Annotated in this window: 13 protein-coding genes and 1 pseudogene; 5 read left to right on the top strand and 9 right to left on the bottom strand. The window is 40.6% G+C overall.

The window, feature by feature from the left end; genetic code table 11:
* Positions 1 to 16: 16 nt before the first annotated feature.
* Positions 17 to 2,698 (top strand): ATP-binding protein, encoded by a 2,682-nt coding sequence (locus ATS75_RS14675; RefSeq protein WP_058561163.1) that lies wholly within the window; start codon positions 17 to 19, stop codon positions 2,696 to 2,698.
* Positions 2,699 to 2,787: 89 nt separating this feature from the next.
* Positions 2,788 to 3,789 carry an adenosine deaminase gene (gene add, locus ATS75_RS14680; RefSeq protein ID WP_058561164.1) on the top strand — a complete coding sequence of 334 codons (1,002 nt, stop codon included), beginning with the start codon at positions 2,788 to 2,790 and terminating at the stop codon, positions 3,787 to 3,789.
* A gap of 35 nt (positions 3,790 to 3,824) precedes the next feature.
* Here add and ATS75_RS14685 read toward each other — a convergent pair whose 3' ends face one another.
* From ATS75_RS14685 to ubiD, 3 genes are all read right to left on the bottom strand, one after another.
* On the bottom strand, positions 3,825 to 4,235 hold the full coding sequence (locus ATS75_RS14685) for a CBS domain-containing protein (protein WP_058561165.1): 411 nt from the start codon (positions 4,233 to 4,235) through the stop codon (positions 3,825 to 3,827).
* Positions 4,236 to 4,442: 207 nt separating this feature from the next.
* Positions 4,443 to 5,156 carry an NAD(P)H-flavin reductase gene (fre, locus tag ATS75_RS14690; protein WP_058561166.1) on the bottom strand — a complete coding sequence of 238 codons (714 nt, stop codon included), beginning with the start codon at positions 5,154 to 5,156 and terminating at the stop codon, positions 4,443 to 4,445.
* Positions 5,157 to 5,231: 75 nt separating this feature from the next.
* Entirely contained in the window at positions 5,232 to 6,698 is a 1,467-nt protein-coding gene (gene ubiD, locus ATS75_RS14695; RefSeq protein ID WP_058561167.1) for a 4-hydroxy-3-polyprenylbenzoate decarboxylase, read from the bottom strand.
* 183 nt (positions 6,699 to 6,881) lie between these two features.
* On the opposite strand from ubiD, the gene ATS75_RS14700 reads away from it, so the two are divergent.
* Entirely contained in the window at positions 6,882 to 9,518 is a 2,637-nt protein-coding gene (locus tag ATS75_RS14700) for an EAL domain-containing protein (protein WP_235591189.1), read from the top strand.
* 29 nt (positions 9,519 to 9,547) lie between these two features.
* Here ATS75_RS14700 and ATS75_RS14705 read toward each other — a convergent pair whose 3' ends face one another.
* Together ATS75_RS14705 and ATS75_RS14710 are read right to left on the bottom strand one after the other, a co-directional pair.
* Positions 9,548 to 11,569, bottom strand: coding sequence for a methyl-accepting chemotaxis protein (locus ATS75_RS14705; protein WP_058561169.1), 2,022 nt, complete (start codon positions 11,567 to 11,569; stop codon positions 9,548 to 9,550).
* A 73-nt stretch (positions 11,570 to 11,642) separates the two neighbouring features.
* A complete protein-coding gene (locus ATS75_RS14710; protein ID WP_058561170.1) occupies positions 11,643 to 11,927 on the bottom strand; it encodes an MliC family protein in 285 nt (94 codons plus the stop codon).
* Positions 11,928 to 12,227: 300 nt separating this feature from the next.
* Here ATS75_RS14710 and ATS75_RS20845 point away from each other — a divergent pair.
* Positions 12,228 to 14,178, top strand: a pseudogene (locus ATS75_RS20845) (alpha/beta hydrolase family protein).
* A gap of 44 nt (positions 14,179 to 14,222) precedes the next feature.
* On the opposite strand, the gene ATS75_RS14720 reads toward ATS75_RS20845, so the two are convergent.
* The 3 genes from ATS75_RS14720 to ATS75_RS14730 form a co-directional block, all read right to left on the bottom strand.
* Positions 14,223 to 15,164 (bottom strand): tetratricopeptide repeat protein, encoded by a 942-nt coding sequence (locus ATS75_RS14720; RefSeq protein WP_058561171.1) that lies wholly within the window; start codon positions 15,162 to 15,164, stop codon positions 14,223 to 14,225.
* Between the two features lie 88 nt (positions 15,165 to 15,252).
* Positions 15,253 to 16,653: a M20/M25/M40 family metallo-hydrolase gene (locus ATS75_RS14725; protein ID WP_058561172.1), complete on the bottom strand. Its 1,401-nt coding sequence runs from the start codon at positions 16,651 to 16,653 to the stop codon at positions 15,253 to 15,255.
* Between the two features lie 130 nt (positions 16,654 to 16,783).
* Positions 16,784 to 18,862, bottom strand: coding sequence for a TonB-dependent siderophore receptor (locus ATS75_RS14730; RefSeq protein WP_058561173.1), 2,079 nt, complete (start codon positions 18,860 to 18,862; stop codon positions 16,784 to 16,786).
* A gap of 192 nt (positions 18,863 to 19,054) precedes the next feature.
* On the opposite strand from ATS75_RS14730, the gene dbpA reads away from it, so the two are divergent.
* Complete coding sequence (gene dbpA, locus ATS75_RS14735; protein ID WP_058561174.1) at positions 19,055 to 20,443, top strand: ATP-dependent RNA helicase DbpA; 1,389 nt, start codon at positions 19,055 to 19,057, stop codon at positions 20,441 to 20,443.
* Between the two features lie 8 nt (positions 20,444 to 20,451).
* Here dbpA and ATS75_RS14740 read toward each other — a convergent pair whose 3' ends face one another.
* Positions 20,452 to 21,036, bottom strand: coding sequence for a DNA-J related domain-containing protein (locus ATS75_RS14740; RefSeq protein WP_058561175.1), 585 nt, complete (start codon positions 21,034 to 21,036; stop codon positions 20,452 to 20,454).
* Between the last annotated feature and the right edge of the window lie 117 nt (positions 21,037 to 21,153).

Here is a 21,153-nt window from a genome sequence, read left to right on the forward strand (position 1 = left end):
AAAGGAGTGCTAGACATTGAAGAATACAGTTGTTTTAACCTTCAGTCTGGCGGCTGCGTATTTTTGTACAGGTTACTTTAGTAACTTTTTACTCTCGATTGATGGTTATGCTGTTGCATCATGGCCTCCTTCAGGTATTGCTTTAGCTAGCTTTTTACTCTTTGGCTATCGCGCTGTTTTTGGTGTCTTAATTGGTGCGATGCTAACTAATTTAATTCACCTGGGTGGTATTGCAGATATTCTCCACTGGCAAGTTGCTTTGCAGGCTCTATGCGTCTCTTTTGCCGCATTATTACAGGCTTCAGTTGGGCGCTACTTTATTGTAAAAGTGATAAAAGCCCCTTTGGATTTATCATCATTACAGCGCAGTGTGCAAAGTTTAGTTGTCGCAGGGCCTGTTAGTTGTGTTATTTCAGCCACAATTGGCACCAGTTTATTGGTTACCAATCAGGTTATTCCTGCACATGCAGCGCTCAATAATTTTATAACGTGGTGGGTCGGCGACAGTATTGGTGTATTAATATTCACCCCCCTCCTACTTGCTGCTTTTAGCTACGAGAAAGCAAGGCATAGGTTACAAGTTATTGTGCCTGCGCTTATTATTTACACTGTTATTAGCGTGTGCTTCTTCGCTGCTGCTAGTGTAAAAAAAGAAAAGGATATTCAAAAACAAGAAGCTAAAATAGCTGAGGTTCAATCAGAAATTAACTACAAAGTCGATGAGATTACAGGCCACTTAACGCTGCTCTCGACGTTCTTCGCTAGTAGTAATCAAGTCAGCTCAGCCGAGTTTCAACGTTTCACCTCAAAGTTACTTGAATATAATAAGGAAATCCTCGCCTTTAAGTGGGTTCCAATAGTGCCCGTTGAGCTGACAGAGCAGTTTGAAAAAAAACTACATGCGACGGTACCTACTGCATTTATAAAAGAAAAATCAACTCATATGTTTTGGCAAAAAGCGGCAAAGCGAGCATTTTATTATCCTGTGCAATATATTCATCCATTCGTTGGGAATGAAGAGGACATTGGCTTTGATGTAGCATCAGTGCGAACTCAAAAAGAGGCACTGTTGATGTCAAAAACCTTAAACGAGTTAGTGATTACCAAACCTATTCAACATATTCGCTATGGCCATGTAGTCTTATTTTTTATGCCTGTATTTGGTGATTTAGACACGTTAAGCGACTATAAAGGACATGTTGTCAGCGTGGTGAGTTTAGCTGAGTTTGTTGAGCGCTTACGTTTTAAACATTATGAACAAGTGAGTGCGAACTTTTATGATGTAACAGATAAAAATAAACACATTATTTATAATAAATCACCTGTTGGCTTAAATACTTTGATTGATTACCAACTACTTATAGGAAAGCGCCTATGGCAGGTTGAATTGCTTGAGCCTCAAAATCAATCCTCATGGTTACCCTATTGGCTGGCTCAAATACTCGGTATGCTGTTTGTATGGTTGTTAATTACTTTTTTGATCTCGGTGACAGGGACTAATATTCATGTCAGGGAGCAAGTCGCTAGACAAACCCGAACACTCAGAGAAGAAAAGCAAAAAGCAGACAAGGCAAGTCAAATAAAGAGTCAGTTCTTAGCAAATATGAGTCATGAAGTGCGAACACCCATTAATGGCATTAAGGGGTTGCATTACTTAGCCTTGCAACAAGACAACTGGCCACAGGCAAGGCGTTACATTGAGCAAGCTGATGGGGCATTAAATGTGCTATTGCGAGTACTGAATGATGTGTTAGATTTTTCAAAAATGGAAGCAGGCAAGCTTGATCTAATACAGGAACCTATTGCGATTAACCAATTAACAGATGAAATTATTAATTTAGTACAGTTCGATGCAGGTGTTAAATCGCTAGCACTGCATTTGGAGTTGGAAAAGCACGTTGAATTAACAATAAATACCGATCCCATTCGTTTAAAACAGGTGTTACTCAATTTATTAAATAATGCGATTAAGTTTACATCTTCAGGTTCAATAACAATTAAGGTATGGCAACAGAACCAGCATACTTTCTTTAGCGTTAAGGATACGGGTATTGGGATTAGCGACAGTGCTCAGTTGCAGTTATTTCAACCATTTGCACAAGCTGATAGCTCTACATCGCGAAAGTTTGGTGGTACAGGGTTAGGGTTAAGCATTTGTAAAAAGCTAGTTGAGCTAATGGGCGGAGAGATTTCCTTGCAGAGCACGCAAGGTCAAGGCGCTACTTTTACCTTCTCACTACCTAATGATTCCCCGCTGCCTAAGGCCGACCATTTTCAGCCTGCGTACCACAGTCTTGACCTTGGTAGCTTATCGCTTGCTGATGTGAAGGTGTTGTTAGTTGAAGATAATCCTTTGAATCAACATGTCGCATCAGCCATCTTAAAAACCAAAGACTGTGTCACTGATATTGCAAACGATGGTTTTGAAGCAATTGAAAAAGTGGCGCAGGGCAAATATGATTTGGTATTGATGGATATTCAAATGCCAAATATGGATGGGCTTGAGGCCACTGAGGTGATTCGAAATGAACTCGGTATGACTGAGTTGCCTATCATTGGATTATCAGCAAATGCACATGATGAAGATGTAAATAAAGCGTTGGCTGTGGGTATGAGTGGCTATTTAACGAAGCCAATTGAAGCAGATAAACTGTTTAAAGCAATTTGGCTTCACATAACAGCTCATGATGACAAATGACCTCTCTATTAAAAATAGAATCAGCTAAACTTGAATTACCAATGTAAATGCGTATGATCCGCGCAAATTCAATAGACTGAGCACTAATCATGATAAATAAAAATATTCCATTGCTAGATATTCATCGCCACCTTGATGGTAATGTTCGTGCGCAAACAATCTTAGAACTAGGTCGTCAGTTCAATATTGAATTACCTGCTGATAATATTGAGGCGTTGACTCCACACGTTCAAGTGATTGACCCTGAACCAAATTTGATGGCTTTTTTACAAAAGCTGGATTGGGGAGTGACCGTGCTTGGGGATTATGAAGCATGTCGTCGTATCGCGATTGAAAATATTGAGGATGCTCAGGCGCAAGGCCTTGATTATGTGGAATTGCGTTTTAGCCCGTATTACATGGCACAAAGCCAAGGCTTACACCCTCAGGGTGTTGTAGAGGCGGTTGTAGACGGTATTAAAAGTGCAACGCAAAGCAGCACTGTCAAAGCAAATTTAATTGGCATTATGTCACGTACTTATGGCACTAAAATATGCCAGCAAGAGCTTGATGCATTACTGGCTTTTAAAAACGATTTAGTTGCAGTTGATTTAGCGGGTGATGAAATTGGCTTTCCGGGAGAGCTGTTTGTTGAGCACTTTAAACAAGTTTCTGATGCGTATTTAGCCGCAACGATTCATGCTGGTGAAGCGCTTGGTTCTGATAGTATTTGGCAAGCAATTAATCAATTAGGGGCCAATAGAATAGGCCATGGCGTTAAAGCCATTGGAGACCCTAAGTTGATGGATTACTTGCGCGACAACCGTATTGGTATCGAGTCGTGTTTGACCAGTAATATTCAAACAAGCACGGTTGCAAGCTTAGATGTGCACCCATTAAAACGCTTTTTAGATCATGGTATTTTGGCGAGCATTAATACGGATGATCCTGCTGTTGAGGGCATTGAAATTGAGCATGAGTATCATGTTGCCGCGCCGGCTGCAGGCTTAACGCAAGCTGATATGGAAAAAGCGCAGGTCAATGCTTTGGAAGTGGCTTACTTGAGTGATGCAGACAAGCAGCAGCTAAAAAATGCTGCCGCTGCACGTTAGTTAACAGCGGCAAATAGGCGCGCTTTGTTGCGTGCCTAATGTTCTTGGCAGCTAATATAATTATCATATAGTGCTTTTAAAATATCGCTGCGACCAATCATACCAATAACTGTTGTGCCATCCACAACTGGGTAGTTTTTGGGTTTTCCTGGCTGCATTTGCTCTGCCAGTTCAATAATGTTCATGTCGCCACTCACTGTCACCACATCTGTGCGCATTAGCTGAGATACTTTCACTACCCCATCACAAAAATAGCTATTTTGCATTAATGGCTTTAAGAGTTCTTGCTCTGAAATAAAACCCACCAAGCACCTGTTATCATCAAATACTGGCGCGCCGAGTAATTTAAATTTCTGTAATTCAGCAATGGCCGTGGTCATTTCGGTGGTCGGGGTGATGTGTGGCAACTTGTGTTGCATAAAGTCTCTTACTTTTGTATTTAGCATTTGGGTCTCTCCCAATTATTAAGTTACATAAAGTATGGTTAAGGAATGGGATTTTGTGAAATTGTTTATGTTGATTAACGTGATAGGTTTAAACAATCAGCTTTCGATTCTTATGGTGTTATTTGGATTTTCGGTAACCTGATAAACCGCAGGTTAGGATGAGAGAGGTGTAAAAGCACCGTGCGGTGCTTCTACAGCGATCTATTATTATTTGATAAACGCGAATGCATCAGCATACATATTTTCTCGAACGGCGCCATGTGTAATAAAATCATCACGTACGATGCCGATCATATCAAAGCGACCAGCCATATAAATATCGTAGGGTGAAAGGGATGAAATATCTGTCATGACGGCTTTATGCACATAGCCTGTATGGCCATTCCAGCTATCAGTCGGGTTTTCAACAACAGGGATAAACTTAAAGTTTTCACGGCTGTTAGCCCATGTTTGCATTTCGGCATGTGCATACAAGGCTGACTCTTCACGTACGCCCCAGTAAAATAGCACTGGTCGCTCGCAACCGATTTCACTTAAGTGATCAGCCATGGATTTTGCATATGAAAACCCCGTACCGCCAGCAAGTAAGATAATAGGACGCTCACATTGTAGACGTAACTGTGAAATACCTAGACCAACCTCAATTGCTACCAGGTCGTTATTTTGATGTGCTGAACGCAAGTGTTCTAACGTTTGCATTGCGTATGAATCAGCCGCAGAAGCACCAATATGAAGTTCTAATTCGGTATTTTGCGAAGGGCGGCTGGCAATTGAAAAGGCACGTTTGTCTTTTTCACCTAGCACCACTTGTAAATATTGACCAGCTTCGAAAGTGACGCTTTGCGCTGGTTTTAAAATTACTTTATGAACAAATTCAGTTAATGGGCTGATAGTAATAACTTCAGCATTTAATGTTTGCATGTTTTACCTTAAATTTGCGGATACGCACTTTATTTGCGCAATAGTAGCATATCCGAACAGTCAGTTTACAGCGAGTTAAAGAATATCTAGGCTGTCCCAGAGTTCATCTACGCGATCTTTAGTTTCTTGATTCATCACGATAGGCTCACCCCATTCGCGATCAGTTTCACCGGGCCATTTATTGGTTGCATCCATTCCCATTTTCGAGCCAAGGCCAGAAACAGGGGAAGCAAAATCTAAATAGTCAATTGGTGTATTCTCAATTAATGTTGTGTCACGCGCAGGGTCCATTCGGGTGGTAATTGCCCATATGACGTCATTCCAATCTCGGGCGTTGACATCATCATCGCAAACGATAACAAATTTGGTGTACATAAATTGACGCAAGAAAGACCACACTCCCATCATTACGCGTTTAGCGTGACCGGGGTATTGTTTTTTCATCGTCACAACGGCCATACGGTAAGAACAGCCTTCTGGTGGCAAGTAAAAGTCCACAATTTCGGGGAATTGCTTTTGTAAAATGGGCACAAATACTTCATTAAGTGCAACGCCTAAAATAGCAGGTTCATCAGGCGGACGACCCGTAAAGGTACTATGATAAATAGGGTCTTTACGGTGTGTCATATGCGTAACGGTCATAACGGGGAAGTCATCAACTTCATTATAGTAACCTGTGTGATCACCATACGGTCCTTCCGGTGCTGTTTCCCCTGGTATGATGTGACCTTCGAGGACTATTTCAGCATTGGCCGGGACTTGCAAGTCATTTGAAACAGACTTTACAACCTCTGTTTTGCTACCTCGTAATAAACCCGCAAACGCGTATTCACTGAGGGTGTCAGGCACGGGGGTTACAGCCCCTAAAATCGTTGCAGGATCCGCGCCTAGTGCGACTGAAACAGGGTAGGGTTGACCAGGGTTTTCTTTACACCACTCTTGAAAGTCAAGAGCTCCACCTCGGTGCGATAACCAGCGCATGATGATTTTATTTTTGCCAAGGAGTTGTTGGCGGTAAATTCCTAGGTTCTGACGCTTTTTATAAGGGCCTCTAGTAACGGTGAGTCCCCATGTTATTAATGGGGCTGCATCACCTGGCCAACAATGTTGAATCGGTAGTTTTGTTAAATCTACATCATCCCCTTCAATAATTACTTGCTGGCACACCGCTTTTTTGACTTCTTTAGCCGGCATATTCAGTACTTGCTTGAACACAGGAATTTGTCCGATCGCCTCTTTTATGCCCTTTGGTGGCTCAGGCTCTTTTAAAAAAGCAAGTAGTTTACCGACTTCACGAAGTTCACCAACATCATCTTGACCCATTCCCATTGCAACGCGTTTCGGGGTGCCAAATAAGTTGGCGAGTACAGGGATACTGTGTCCTTTTGGGTTTTCAAACAATAAAGCAGGGCCTTTTGCACGTAACGTGCGATCAGCAATTTCGGTCATTTCTAAATAGGGATCAATTTCTTGATGAATACGTTTTAATTCACCTTTTTTTTCCAGTAAATCAATAAAATCACGAAGGTCTTTATATTTCATTGTTGGCCGCTATCAGCTTAAAAACAGTGCCTGTATTATACGCAATAAAGTTGGCTAAGTGAATTATACTAGACACTCTCATAGCTTAATCTAGAGAGTGTTTGCGGTATACATGAAATATTTAAGTTATGGTTTTCATTACAATTTTATGAGTTTAAGCTATAGTTCATACAATTGTGTCTTATGAGCTTTCAAATAATGGGTGGGTTTATTATTAAAGGAATACTGAGACTGTGCGTAGTATGTGCGCTTATGATGCCATTTAGTAATGTGCAGGCCAACTATTCATTAGCATCAATTATTGACGGTCAAATCTTTGCCGATCATAGCGCGGTGATGTTAATTATTGAACCTAAGACAGGTTCGATCGTGTTTGCTAATAAATCAGCCGCCAAGTTTTATGGGTATAGCATTTCACAATTGCAAGCAATGAAAATTCAGCAAATTAATATTTTTACGGAGCAGCAGGTAGCGCAGGAACGAAAAGCCGCATTGAATAAAGGACAAAACTATTTTGTTTTTAAGCATCAGTTAGCCAGTGGTGAGACGCGAACTGTGAGTGTGTATTCAGCCCCATTTGAACTTGATAATAGGCGACTTTTATTTTCTGTTATTCATGATATCTCATCTCAGCGAACACTTGAGAAAGAGCTTTGGCATTACCAAGAAAACCTTGAGGAATTAGTGGCAATCCAAACGCAAGAAATTGAACAAAAGCGTTTTGGGCAATTCATCTTGTCGTTAATATCAATCATATTACTAACGGGTTTATTGGCTATTTTGACTCTTTTAGCAACGCGATTACGCACCGCGAAAAGGTCAGCACAAAAAGACAGCGCTACTTTAAAAGCGATCTTTAATGGTATTGATGACTTACTTATTTTCACTGATAACAAGCACACGATATTGAATGCAAATAGGATGGCAGCACAAAAGCTGACGGATATAGAAACCCTTAAAGGGAATAATATTCATACTTATATGAATAACGTTTCGTCTATTGGACAGCTTGATAATGAGTGCCAGTTTAGCGGTATGAAAGGTGTTTTTTGGGGGGAGGTAAATGTCACTACTGTGACAGATGAAGCCGATAAGAAAATAGGTGAAATACATTTAATTCGTGATATTACGCAAAAGTTAAAAATACGTCAGCAGCAACGCCTCGCCAGCACAGTATTCTCTGCAACCAACGAAGGTATTTTGGTGTCGGATAATACGAATAAAATTCAAGCAATCAATAGCGCTTTTACACAAATAACGGGCTACCAAGAGGATGATGTATTAGGTGAAACGCCAGCAATATTAAATTCAGGCCGTCATAAACCTTCTGTTTTTAAAGCGCTGTACGAAAACCTAAAGAACAGTGGTCACTGGGAAGGTGAAGTGTGGAATCGTCGAAAGGATGGCAGTATTTATCCATGTTGGCTAAATATATCGGTTGTTTTTGATGAAGAAAAACAAATCGAAATGTATGTTGCTCTGTTTAATGATATTTCACTGCGAAAACAAAGCGAGCAAGAAATGTGGTTGCAAACCAATTTTGACACTTTAACAGGGCTTGCTAATCGCTATCATTATAATAATAAACTTGATCAAGAAATGATCCGCGCGAGCGCAGAGAACACACGTTTAGCTATTTGCTTCATAGATTTAGATCGCTTTAAAAGCGTGAACGACACTTTAGGGCATAATAGTGGTGATATGCTGTTACTTGAGGCGGCTAATAGATTAAAGGCATGTATGCGTGAGGTCGATACTGTTGCTCGCTTGGGGGGAGATGAATTCGCTTTACTCCTCCCAGGTATAAATAATCTTAGCGATATTGAAAGACTGGCGAAAAAATCCTTAAAGGCATTGAGTTCAGCGTTTAAAATTGGCGACCAAGATGTATTTGTGTCAGGCAGTATGGGGGTGACAATTTACCCTGATGATGGTGTAGAGCGAAAAATATTACTACGTAATGCAGACAGTGCTATGTATCAAGCAAAAGAACAAGGACGTAACTGCTTTGAGTTCTTTACACATGGCCTGCATGAGCAAGTGAAGGCCCGCAGTAAACTTGGAAACGCCTTACATAAAGCGTTAAAAAATAATGAGTTTACGGTGTATTTTCAGCCTATTATCAGCATTGATAAAAAAACCATTGGCTGTGAAGCTTTGCTGCGTTGGCACAATCCTGAACTAGGGCAAATATCACCGGCTGAATTTATTCCAATTTGTGAAGAATTAGGGTTAATTGTTGAGATTGGGGAGTGGGTATTAAGAGAGGCATGCAAAGAAGCTTCTCAATGGTGCAGTCAATTTAATGGCAATTTCTTTGTCACCGTTAACTTTTCAAGTGTGCAGTTTGTTCGTCGAGATATAGCAAAGCTGGTCAAAAATGTATTGCATGAATATCAGTTATCACCAGAATGCTTAACATTAGAAATTACAGAGACTTTATTGGCTGATAATAGCCCAAATATTTTGCAACAATTGCAAGCAATTCGTGCTTTAGGGGTTGGGTTAGCAATTGATGACTTTGGTACGGGTTATTCATCATTGAGTTATTTGAAGCGGTTCCCATTAAGTAAATTAAAAATAGACCGTGAGTTTATTAAAGATTTACCTGATGAGCACGAGGATTGTGCAATGGTGGGCGCGATTATCTCGATGGCGAGTAATTTACATTTAGAAGTGGTGGCTGAGGGCGTTGAAACAGACGCGCAGCGCGCTTACTTAGCTGCGTTGAATTGTGATTACATTCAAGGCTTCCTGTATAGTAAACCGTTGCCTAAGGATGAGTTTGATCACTATTTAAAAACATTTTTTGAGCAGTAATGACGTACGGCTCTGGCGTGTATTTGATGCTAAAACTTGAAACGTTCAACTGCGCTGGTTAAAGAGTGTGCCAGTTGGTTGACATCTTCACTTTGAGTGGCTAATGAACTCGCATGGTCTGCGTTGTTCTTAGCTTGGTCTGTCACAGTGGCCATAATGTGTTTTATCTCATTACTGTCGTTAAGCTGATGATGTGAAGAATCTGCAATTTGCTGACTCATCTGGTTAACTGTCACTAAAGTGCTCTTTATTTTATCGACTGCATGTTTTAACTCGCTGCTATTAGTTACGCACTCTTTAGCTTGTTGTTGTCCGTCGTTTATCTCATGCTGTGCAGTATTTGCCTGCTCCTGCAACGTTTGAATCATTGTACGAATTTCGTTTGTAGAACTTTGAGTGCGGGCCGCAAGAGAGCGAACTTCATCGGCAACAACGGCAAATCCTCGCCCATTCTCCCCCGCTCGCGCAGCTTCAATCGCGGCATTCAGTGCAAGTAAGTTGGTTTGCTCTGCAATACTGCTAATGGTATCGACGATAGCGCCAATAAGCTGCGTGTGTTGCGTTAATTCTTTATTACTATGCACGGCTTGATCTAAACGCGTTAACAATGCTTGTATTCGTTGACTGTTTCTATCAGCAATTTGATTTACTTCGTTAGAAAGTTGCGACGCATTGGCTATTTCGTTTGATGTACTTTGGGCTTGCTCATACACGGTTTGTGAATTGTTGAGCATGTTTTGTGCAACCGTCGTGGCTTGTGCAATACGTTCAAGCTGTTGGGCAGCTGCAACGGTCATTTGTTGTCCTTGTGCACTTGTTTGGATTGCGGATTGGTCAAGTATGTGCGCATTGTCACTAATATCAGACAGTAATTTCCCTAAGTCGTCGCTAAGTCTGTTGATGTTCATTAATAGTACACCAAACTCATCATCACTGCGCGGGTGTGTGCGTTTTGATAAGTCGCCAGACGCTATCCTTGAGAGCGCTTTGTTGACTGCATTTAACGGTTTAAGCATCGCACGAGTGGTCAACACAGAAATGAGGGCTGCAAATGAGAGTAAGATGATGCTAATCATAATAGCCAATGAAGAGCCTGTGCTGATGGTCGATTGGGCGCTTTGTTGTAACGCAGCAAAGCGTATATCAGCTAATTGATTTAGTTCTATGATGAGTTTTTCAGTATCTTGAAACTGCTGCTGAAAATCGTTAAAAGCTGCTTCTGCGTTTTGACGGCTTGCCAAAATTGTTTCTTGTGGTTGATAAATCGTGGCCAGCTTTTTATCTACAACGGTCATTTTTGTCGTTAATGCAGTGAGGTCAGCAACGCCCTTGAGTTCACTCGCTTGCTGTTTTAAATAGGTAAAATTAGATTTTACGTTATCGAGGAGAAAATTGGCGTCTTGTTGGTGTTCATCCAACATCGTTAAAGAGCCAATGTGCTTAATGCTTTTCACGTTATTACTTAGAGTAAACAACAGATCGTCGATACGCGTTGCTGTGCCGACCATGGCATCCAGAATAGGCTGCTGTTGTTGAGTAATCTCTAATAGCTCTAAATCTAATAAGTCATTACTTAATGATGTTATTTCTTCTATGTATTCAGTACTCTGAGTAGCTAATGTTGATACCGCATTTAAGCCATTTTCTTTGGTACTAAACATGGTGGTATTGGTTGTGCTTAGGCGTTTGAACTTATCACTTATTTGAACAAGCAATGATTGCATTTTAGGTTGATCTTGTAATTGCACCTCAAGAATAGCAAGTTTGTCGTTAAACAACTTTTGTTCACTTTCAGTTTGTTGTCGTTCGTGCAGTAATTTCGCAATGTTGTTTTGGCTAAACGCCACGGCATGAAACTTTGTTATTGATAAAAGAGACAGTTGTAATGCGTTACTTTGTTGTTGTACAGGCACGGCCAGATTTTCAATATCCGAATTGGCAACACTAATCTTACCTAATGACCAATAGAAAAAACCACTGCTTAATAGCATTAAAATACCAATTGCTGTGAAGGCAAATATCACTTTGTATTTAATGGCAATTGACTGCATAACTAACTCTTTTCAACTGATTTAATCATTAGTGTAGCAGCGTTTCTAAAAAGATAAGAGCAAAAATATGGGTTTATTGCTGATTGCAGTGCTGTTTATACCCATTAATGATTAACATTGCTTCGTTACCTTTCGTCCAAAATAAAACGTTTTCGTTACTGTATTTCACTCCAGACGCACTCTTTTGCCTCACTAGCGGGTATGTTGTGTGATGATAATTCAGTTCTGCCGTCTCATCAGCGTTACTCGTTATTATGGCTATTTGCTGCTTATTGCACACATACACTGCGCTGTTTGTATGTTCAGTGCAGGCTGTTAATACGAGCAAAAGCGCTATAAACAAAATTATTTTAGTCATGATAAACCTGGCTGTATTTAATTTTAGTGAGAGCATATCAAACAAAAATTAACCGTTGATGAAAGCGCAATACTAAGCGATGTTGGAGTTCAATTATTTCAACGATAATAAAGGTATGGCGGGGATAACCCTATTAATTTCGCTGGTGGTGTGATCTTGGTCCATGGCTTTTTTAGTATGGGTCGGCAGCCATGTTTACCTTGTAAATAAAGAGATTTGTCCTCTTTAACGATTAATATTTATTTCTTTAAGTGTTTGTTGCTATTATGTGAACTCATAAGAATAATTAAAGGAATGCGTATGAAAAACATGATCTTGGCTTTGCTGTTTTTGGTAATGACTACAACAGGGTATGCTAAAACCACTCAATTATCTATTGAGCACTTTAGCAAAGGTAGTGAATATAGCAATGTTAAAATTTCCCCTAAAGGAACGTATGAACGTATCTGGGGGTCATGACACAGCCAGAAGGCAAAAATGTACTGATGATTTTAGATACGAAGAATTTTCAGGTCCAACACGGGGTACAATTTCCTGGGAATGCACAAGTGGGTAACTACCACTGGGTTAATGATGAGCGCGTAGTATTAGAAAAGCAATACTTAAAAGGGTGGCAAGATCACCCGTTATATCATGGTGAATTGTATGGCGTTAATGCTGATGGCTCTAGACCTAAATATTTAGTGGGTTATCAAGGTGAAATGCAAACAGGGAGCCGCATCAAAAAAGCCACGCCTATTTACGGCACCTCTCATGTGCTTGACCCAGTTGTGCATGATAAGCGTAAAATGCTGATTGTTACTTACCCGTGGACGGCAAGTAGTGAGCCACACACCATTGTTTATGAAGTGGATGTTTTTTCAGGTAAGCGCCGTAAAGTGACCTCTTCACCTTCAAAAATGGCGCAGTTTTTAACTGATCATGAGGGAAATGTTCGTGCCGCAGTATCTACTGATGATTATATTAAACCCATTATTCACACTCGAGGAAAATCAGGAGAGGGTTGGAAAGAGCTTGATTTGGGTAAATTGAGTTACAGTGATGTAAACCTCCAAGCGTTCGATAAAAAGGGGGAGTCAATATACATCACAGCATCAGTAAGCGGTGAGGCTGCCGGCCTTTATAAATTAGATTTGAAAAGTAAAGCGATCGAATTAGTCCATAAAGAAGAGGGAGTTTCACCAAAGAAAATATGGATTGATGAAACATCCAAAGAATTATTTGCCATTGAGACTGAGTTAGGGTATCCGACTTATGCATTTGTGAATGCCGGTTCACCAAAAAGTGCCCGTTTAAAATCATTTTTGGCTTCACTGCCGGGTAATCAAGTACAGCTTGTGAGTAGCACTGTGGATGGTGAGAAGAATATCATTTACTCATCAAGTGATAGAAACCCTGGTGATTATTACTTATTTAGCGCGCAAAAGAATAAATTGCGATATCTATTCTCTGCGCGTAGTTGGTTAGACCCCGAGCTGATGGCACATACTAAGCCAATTAATTTTACAAGCCGGCCATTCATGGTTATTTAACGTTACCAGTCGGTGCCGAGGAGAAAAACCTACCACTAGTCGTCATGCCTCATGGTGGCCCTCATGGCCCGCGAGATTGGTGGGGATTTGATCCTGATGCGCAAATATTAGCAAATCGTGGAATAGCAGTATTAAAAGTTAACTTTAGAGGCTCAGGTGGCTTTGGTCGTAACTTTGAACACGCAGGGCATAAAAAGTGGGGAGCTGAGATCCAATTTGATATTATAGACGGGGTAAAATATCTAATAGAGCAGGGCACCGTAGATAAAAATAACATGTGTATTATGGGGGCCAGTTTTGGTGGGTACTCAGCATTACAAAGTGCCATTTTAGAGCCTGAAATGTTTAAGTGTGCTATTGGTGTAGTCGGTGTTTATGACCTACCACTGATGTTTGACGAAGGCGATGTAGCAGAGCATGATAGTGGCCAGCAGTATCTTAAAAGTGTACTCGGTACTGATGAGGCGCAGCTCAAGGCTTTTTCGCCGAGTTATAATATTGATAAATTAAAAGCGCCCGTGTTAATCGTGCATGGTGGAGAAGATGAGCGAGCACCTATTGAACAGGCAGAATCACTTATTGATGCGCTTAAACAAGCCGATCACCCTCATGTTTACGAGTTACTTGAAGATGAAGGGCATGGGTTTTATAAACCAGAGCATCGTGCGCGTTATTATAAACAAGTACTGACATTTTTAGAGCAGCATTTAACCTTATAAACAGTAATTAAAATATGGAATGGCAAGCGAATCGCTTGCCTTTTTTATTCACAAGGGTGCATTAAGCAAAGTTCTTTTAACTGTACTTTTGCTTTATGGTTGTTTTGCTTCGCGGCTTGTTGATACCAATATATCGCTTGAGCCAGATTCTTTTCTACTCCTTCGCCATCGCGATACATTTGAGCCGTATTGAGTTGGCCCCATTGCGAGCCCTCTTCAGCTGCAAGTAAAAAGCTCGCAAGAGCATCTTCGAATAAATCATCTTTGTAATAATTAATACCCTGTTGGTTATGTTTATTGAGCTTAACCCCTTCATAAAGTGGCTTTGGCCGCGGGGGAAACATCACAAAGCCACCGTACAAGCTATAGGCATAAGGGCGCAATACGTTGTAAATAATTCCTTCGTCAACCATGCGCTGAACCTCAGTGCGCGGTAAGGTTAATGTCTTTGAAGAAAAGTAATCTCTTTGTACAAGTAAACTTGTACGCATTGCCATTGTGATGCCACGATTACGCTTATAGCGGTAATTACTAATTTGAAAGGTGATATATTTATCGTCAAATTCGAGTATTTGAGCAACTTTTAAATTTTCTGGACGTAGGGGCTCTTGAGCAAACTTATCTGCTTTAACCAGGTATGTATCATATGCTTGTGGGGCATCAAGCATGGCTTGTTGCTGAGCTGCTTGAGCACTAAACTGAGTATAAAAATACAACAAGGTAAAAACGATTAATATTGAGCCGGTAAAGTATTTTATTAGTGACAATAGTTCAGGTAATGGTAGTTTTATTAATGGGACGGGTTCACTATGCTGGCAGTGGTTGCATTGATAATAATAGTGCCAGGCTAAAGGAACTATTGGCATAATTGCAAAGCGTAAAAACCGACTGTTATTGACTAATTGGTAATCGTTACTTTTACAATAAGGGCAGGTTGCTGTTTTGCTAAAAGATGAAAATGAATTACAAGTATTAAAAAGTAGCATGATTGCCCCCTTTGATTTGTTATTAAACTAAATCAAAGGGGGCCAACTGAAAAGCATAAAACTGTAAGAAAGTATGTTTTAAAAGTGCTTATTTAGTAACAGGCTTTGGCTTGATTGTAGTTTTAGCGTCAGCTGCCATAAATGCAAATACTGCGTAAGCGGCTGTATTTTGCTTCAACTTAGTTGGATCGACTTTATCTAAAGTATCATCGGCTGTATGGTGATAATCAAAATAGTCAGTACCATCCTGATGAAGGTCAAAGATAGTGGCTCCATTCGTGTTCCTCAATGGAATTAAATCAGGTCCGCCACGAGCCTGGTTTTTACCTATATACTCAACATTTAATGCTGCAAGTTCTTTTGCAATGGCACGTACGACAGGTAATGATTCTGCAGACACATTTGATTCAAAGCCATATACTACATCAGCACCAAAATCGGACTCCGCGGCAGCAACAATATTCTCTAGCGTGTTTTTATGCCTTTTAAAGTAGGCTTTTGCACCCCATAACCCCAGTTCTTCAGCAGCAAATAGCACTACACGAATACTGCGCTTTGGTCGTTTAATTTCGCTGATATGTTTAGCCGCAGCCATAGTTAATGCAACACCAGCACCATCATCTAGCGCACCTGTGCCCAAATCCCAAGAGTCTAAATGACCTCCAATCAGCACGTATTGCTCTGGATTTTGCGTACCATTAAACTGGCCGATCACGTTAAAACCCGTACCTTGTCCACGGTCTTCAGTTTGCACATTGATATTGACGGTGACACTTTTACCTAGTGCAATTAAACGCGCAATTTGATCTGCATCGGGATTTGCGATTGTTACATTAGGAATTTTGGTTACACCCTCTTTGTAGTGGCTGCCACCTGTGTGGGCAAAGCGGTGATGTGCGGTACTGACTGAACGCATCATATAGCCAATTGCGCCTTTTTTTGCGGCTTCTACAGAGCCAGTAGAACGAGCACGCACGGCAGGACCATAACCATTACCGTCGATATGGCGATTCATTCGATAGTTAATATAGGCAATTTTACCCTTCAAGCTATTAGCAGGGGCTGCGATCAGCTCATCTAACGTTTCGAACAACACCACTTCAGCGGTGATACCATCTTTAGGTGTGCTGACACTGTGGCCAAGCGCTGTTAAATGCAGAGATTGCTCACTAGGCGTTAATATTTTTCCACTTTCGCTAAAGCGTCTCCATTCTGGAAAGGTCGCTTCTTCAAGCCATACTTTATCAAAGCCTAGCGCTTTAAATCTAGCTTGCGCCCATGCTACGGCTTTTTTATCGTTTTCAGTGCCGGGTAAACGCGGACCTACTTCGGTCGTTAAGGATTCTAGTAATTGGTAACTTAAGTCACTATTACTGGCACTTTGTCTTAATTGTTCTACTTGTTGCAGCTGTTGGCTGGTAAATTCAGGTTCTGCTGCAGAGGCTAAAAAGCAACTGGCAAGTAGCATCCCAGTGATGAGTTTGTTCATTGTTGACCTTGGCTTGTTAGATACTTGGGGGTATTTAATCATTAAATAGCTGATTTAAAAAATACAATGAGATAAAAATTAAAAAGCCCGCACTTTTTGTAAAGTGCGGGCTTTTTAACGCATATTAGACTTAAAAGTTAAACTGCGCTGCTAAACGTAGACTCGTTCCTTCGCCAACCGCTACATTGTTCGTACCACCACCGCCAAGGTAGTTGGTATCAAATAAGTTTTCAACGTTAAGGCGTAAGTTAATATCAGTGTTACTCATTTCAAACTTATACGTTGCACCTACATCAACACGTGTATAGGCATCTTTAGTGATGGTGTTATCGTTATCAGCAAAACGCTCACCTTCATAGAATGCGCCAGCATTGAATGCAAATGCATCATTTAATTCGTAACGAGTCCATAATGATGCAGACCACTTAGGGGCATCAGTCGGGCGCTTACCTTCTAAGTTTGTATCACGCTCATAGTTTGCATCTAAATACATGGTTGAGGCCATTACAAATAAGCGATCAGTTGCTGCTCCTTGTGCTGCAACTTCAAACCCTTTATGGCGTTGCTCACCAACTTGATTAGTTTCACTTGTAAATGAACCTACAGGTGTATCGAGTTTTTCAGTAACAAGAGTGCCATTTTTACTGATATCAAAAACGGCACCGCTAAGCATTAGGCGGTCATCAAATAGTTGCCATTTTATGCCGACTTCTTTTTGTTCAGAAGTAACTGCATCAATCTTCATACCGAAGTTAATATCTTCTTCGTTAGTGATGGTTTCATTTTGTGGCTCGAAACCTTCTGTATAGCTGGCATAAATAGTAGCCGATACATTTGGATGATAAAGCAGGCCGAATTTAGGCAAAAATGATTCGTTATTTTGCCCTTCACGCGTTTGTTTATCAAAACGTCCGCCTACAGATACTTGCCACTGTGGTGAGAAAGTAATTAAATCTTGGGCATAAACACCATAGTAATCGTACTCTGTTTCACTTTTTGTGGTATCACTGTGGTAGCTAATATCAGGACTTGCAGGTTGACTTTCGCCAGCTGAGTAATAAATGTAGTCGCTGGTTGTACGTAATTGACCGTAATAATAGTCAAGCGAGTTAGCACCAATTAGAAACTGATGGTCTACACCGGCTGTTTCAAATTCACCAATTAAATCAATAAATGCAGTCGTAAATTGCCAATCATCAAAACGGTCGTAAGGGCGAGATTCATAACTGTCGCCTTCCATAAAATTAGACGGTTTACGAGGTGCAGATTCAAAACGTTGGCGCTCGAAAGTTTGTTCGTTATAACCTAAGTTAACTTGCCAATCATCAGATAAAAATATATTAAAATCTATACCAAGGTTTTCAACGGTTATATCAGTAAACGCCCAAGACATATCGCGAATAGTTTTGTCATCACCAATTACGTTAGCGTTGTCATCAATCCAGGCACCTGTATCTAAGCCGGCTTTGTCATCGGTACGATCATAATGAACGCGTACAAGTGCATTGTCGCTAATATCATAGTCAACAACTAAAGCACCTAAGAAGCGGTCGCGTTCACGGTTTTCACCATTTTGGTATTCACGCCAATATTCAACGTCTTGCTTTACTAATACACCGCGAGCACGCAAATCTTCAGCTGCTGTTAATGCACCGCTAGCATCAAGCATAAAGCGAGTCGAACCATGTTGATCTAAATCTGCACTGGCATTAAATAATGTTTGTGCAGTTGGTTTTTTTGTAACCATATTAACCAAGCCACCAGGACCTGACTGGCCATATAAAATACTTGATGGACCTTTTATCACTTCAACTTGTTGTAATATTTCGATTGGCTGCTGGTAGTGTGACCAATGTTGGTGACCATCACGTAAGTAACCAGTACCAGAACTTAGCTCAAAGCCGCGAAGATTAAATACTTCACGGTTACGTTGTTGTGAGCCTGCCGTTAAGCTGGCGTCGTTTGTTAGTACTTCACCTAATGTGGTGGCAAGCTGTTCGTTTACGATTGTGTCTGTAATAACAGTGACCGATTGTGCCGTTTCAAGTAATGATGCCGATGTGCGCATTGCTCCGTTAGCATTGTCTACTTTGTAGTCATTAAAGTAAGTGCCTTTAACTTCTATTTTTTCTATGCTTTCGTTATTTTCTGCTGCACTCAATGTGCCTGCAGTCGCTACAAGGGCGAGATAAAGTGGACTAAATTTCATTCAATGCTTCCGGCTGAGTTATAAAAACAGTACGAATCTTAATGAAAATACATGTCATTTACAATTATTTTATTGAGTAATTTATAACAATGGTAGTTAATGGTCGCTAATAGCTATTTCTGCTATTATTAGCGCAATAATCCAAGGTAACGTTTTAGCCTTGCTCATTAACTTTTTTGTTTGGAAATAATTTTGACTGCAACTGCATTTTCTTCACTCGCTTTACCTTCTGGTTTGGTCGATAATTTATCTACTTTAGGTTATAGCCAAATGACGGCTGTTCAGGCACAGAGCTTACCGCCAGTACTTGAAGGTAAAGATATCATTGCGCAAGCTAAAACAGGGTCGGGTAAAACCGCGGCATTTAGCTTAGGAGTGCTGGCTAAACTTAACGTAAAGCGCTTTCGTATTCAGTCTTTGGTACTTTGCCCAACAAGGGAACTTGCTGAGCAAGTCGCGGTTGAAATGCGCAAATTAGCGCGTGGCATTCATAATATAAAAATACTTACCCTTTGTGGCGGTGTGTCTATTGGCCCACAAATTGGTTCGTTGGAGCATGGTGCACATATTATAGTGGGCACACCAGGGCGTGTTGATGACCATATCCGCAAAGGCACTCTTCGTTTAGACGATGTTGAAACTTTAGTTTTGGATGAAGCCGATCAAATGCTCGATATGGGCTTTCAAGATACATTAGATGCAATTATCGATTGCATACCACAACAGCGTCAAACACTGTTATTTAGTGCGACATTTCCACGTGCGATTGAAGCGGTTGCAAAGCGTGTTTTAACAAACCCGGTGATGGTGAAAGTTGAAGAAGAGCAAGAAAAAAGCACCATCAAACAGTATTTTTATAAGATGGATAATAACAAGCAGCGCTTTAATACACTGAAGTTGTTGCTGTTAAAGTTTCAACCAACAAGCTGTGTGGTATTTTGTAATACTAAGGTTGAAACACAGCAAGTGTGTGATGATCTCGCCGCTGAAGGTTTTAGTGCCGTGGCTTTACATGGCGACTTGGAGCAGCGCGATCGTGAACGTACACTCATTCATTTTGCTAACAAAAGTGCTTCTATTTTAGTGGCAACCGATGTAGCTGCTCGTGGTCTGGATATCGACGATATGGACATGGTGATTAATTACCATTTAGCGCATGACCCTCAAACACATGTACATCGTATTGGCCGTACTGGTCGTGCAGGTAAAAAAGGCATTGCGTGTTCAATCTATGGTGATGCTGAGCAGTTCAAAGTGGCGCAAATTGGCGACCATTACGAATGTGATTTTTTGCCTGAACAGCTACCACCATTTAGCTTGCTAGAAAAACCACCGTATAAACCAGAAATGGCCACACTAATGATTGACTCAGGTAAAAAGCAAAAAGTGCGTGCCGGTGATATTTTAGGTGCGCTAACAGGTAAAGAAGGTATTGCAGGCCGCCAAGTGGGTAAAATTAACGTGCTTGATAACGTGGCATTTGTTGCGGTCGAACGCAATTGTGCAAAACCAGCATTACGTAAATTAACTGAAGGTAATATTAAAGGGCGTAAAATCCGCGCTCGTCGACTCACTCGTTAATTACTTATTTATCTATTTGAGCAGCTAGCCTTAAGCTGCTCATATTCTTCTCGAATACGTTTAAATACCTCTTCATCCTCTGAGGATTTATCTGGGTGATATTGAAACGCTAGTTGTCGCCACCGCTTTTGTATCATTTTTAAGCTTGCTTGCTCATCCAGTTGCCATTGTGTAAGAATTGCGTTGCGCTGGCTTATGCTTATTTTGGGTTTTACTGGTTTAGTGGCGACAAAATCTTGCCAAAATTGATTTAATAATGCATTCACTTCATCGGCTGACGTATCATAGTTTTGCCAATCTAAGTAATAGTCTCTTAAGGGGTCTATTTGTGTGATTGGGTTTTCTGTGTGTGAGTCTTCTAATTTGATATGTAAGCTTGCGATCGATAATGTTTGGGTAGGAGCAAGTTGTTGCTGCAATTGAAACAGTGCATTCATTATTAAGAAGTTACGTTTAAATAAATCACGGTAGGGATCCTCATCAAGAGTCATTATGATACCTCCCTCTGATAGTTCCAATGCTAAAGTGTGGACTTTCCATACCTGTTTTGTTAGTAATCGTTCAAAAATCTCATCTATAAGTGGGTTAAGCATTGTTCGAACTCTAGGTAATAGTGTATCTTGATAAAATTATTATATACACATGCTGCTTGGGTTGTCAGTTAGCTTTCAAATAAGGCGCGTGTCGTTTTAGCGGATTCAAATACCAAG

The organism is Pseudoalteromonas sp. H105 (assembly GCF_001469215.1).
Taxonomy (GTDB): domain Bacteria; phylum Pseudomonadota; class Gammaproteobacteria; order Enterobacterales; family Alteromonadaceae; genus Pseudoalteromonas.

Bases quoted from the DNA above. Each gene is read 5' to 3' on its own strand.
- add (WP_058561164.1), top strand. From the start codon at position 2,788: ATGATAAATAAAAATATTCCATTGCTAGATATTCATCGCCACCTTGAT.
- ATS75_RS14685 (WP_058561165.1), bottom strand. From the start codon at position 4,235: ATGCTAAATACAAAAGTAAGAGACTTTATGCAACACAAGTTGCCACAC.
- fre (WP_058561166.1), bottom strand. From the start codon at position 5,156: ATGCAAACATTAAATGCTGAAGTTATTACTATCAGCCCATTAACTGAA.
- ubiD (WP_058561167.1), bottom strand. From the start codon at position 6,698: ATGAAATATAAAGACCTTCGTGATTTTATTGATTTACTGGAAAAAAAA.
- ATS75_RS14700 (WP_235591189.1), top strand. From the start codon at position 6,882: ATGAGCTTTCAAATAATGGGTGGGTTTATTATTAAAGGAATACTGAGA.
- ATS75_RS14705 (WP_058561169.1), bottom strand. From the start codon at position 11,569: ATGCAGTCAATTGCCATTAAATACAAAGTGATATTTGCCTTCACAGCA.
- ATS75_RS14710 (WP_058561170.1), bottom strand. From the start codon at position 11,927: ATGACTAAAATAATTTTGTTTATAGCGCTTTTGCTCGTATTAACAGCC.
- ATS75_RS14720 (WP_058561171.1), bottom strand. From the start codon at position 15,164: ATGCTACTTTTTAATACTTGTAATTCATTTTCATCTTTTAGCAAAACA.
- ATS75_RS14725 (WP_058561172.1), bottom strand. From the start codon at position 16,653: ATGAACAAACTCATCACTGGGATGCTACTTGCCAGTTGCTTTTTAGCC.
- ATS75_RS14730 (WP_058561173.1), bottom strand. From the start codon at position 18,862: ATGAAATTTAGTCCACTTTATCTCGCCCTTGTAGCGACTGCAGGCACA.
- ATS75_RS14740 (WP_058561175.1), bottom strand. From the start codon at position 21,036: ATGCTTAACCCACTTATAGATGAGATTTTTGAACGATTACTAACAAAA.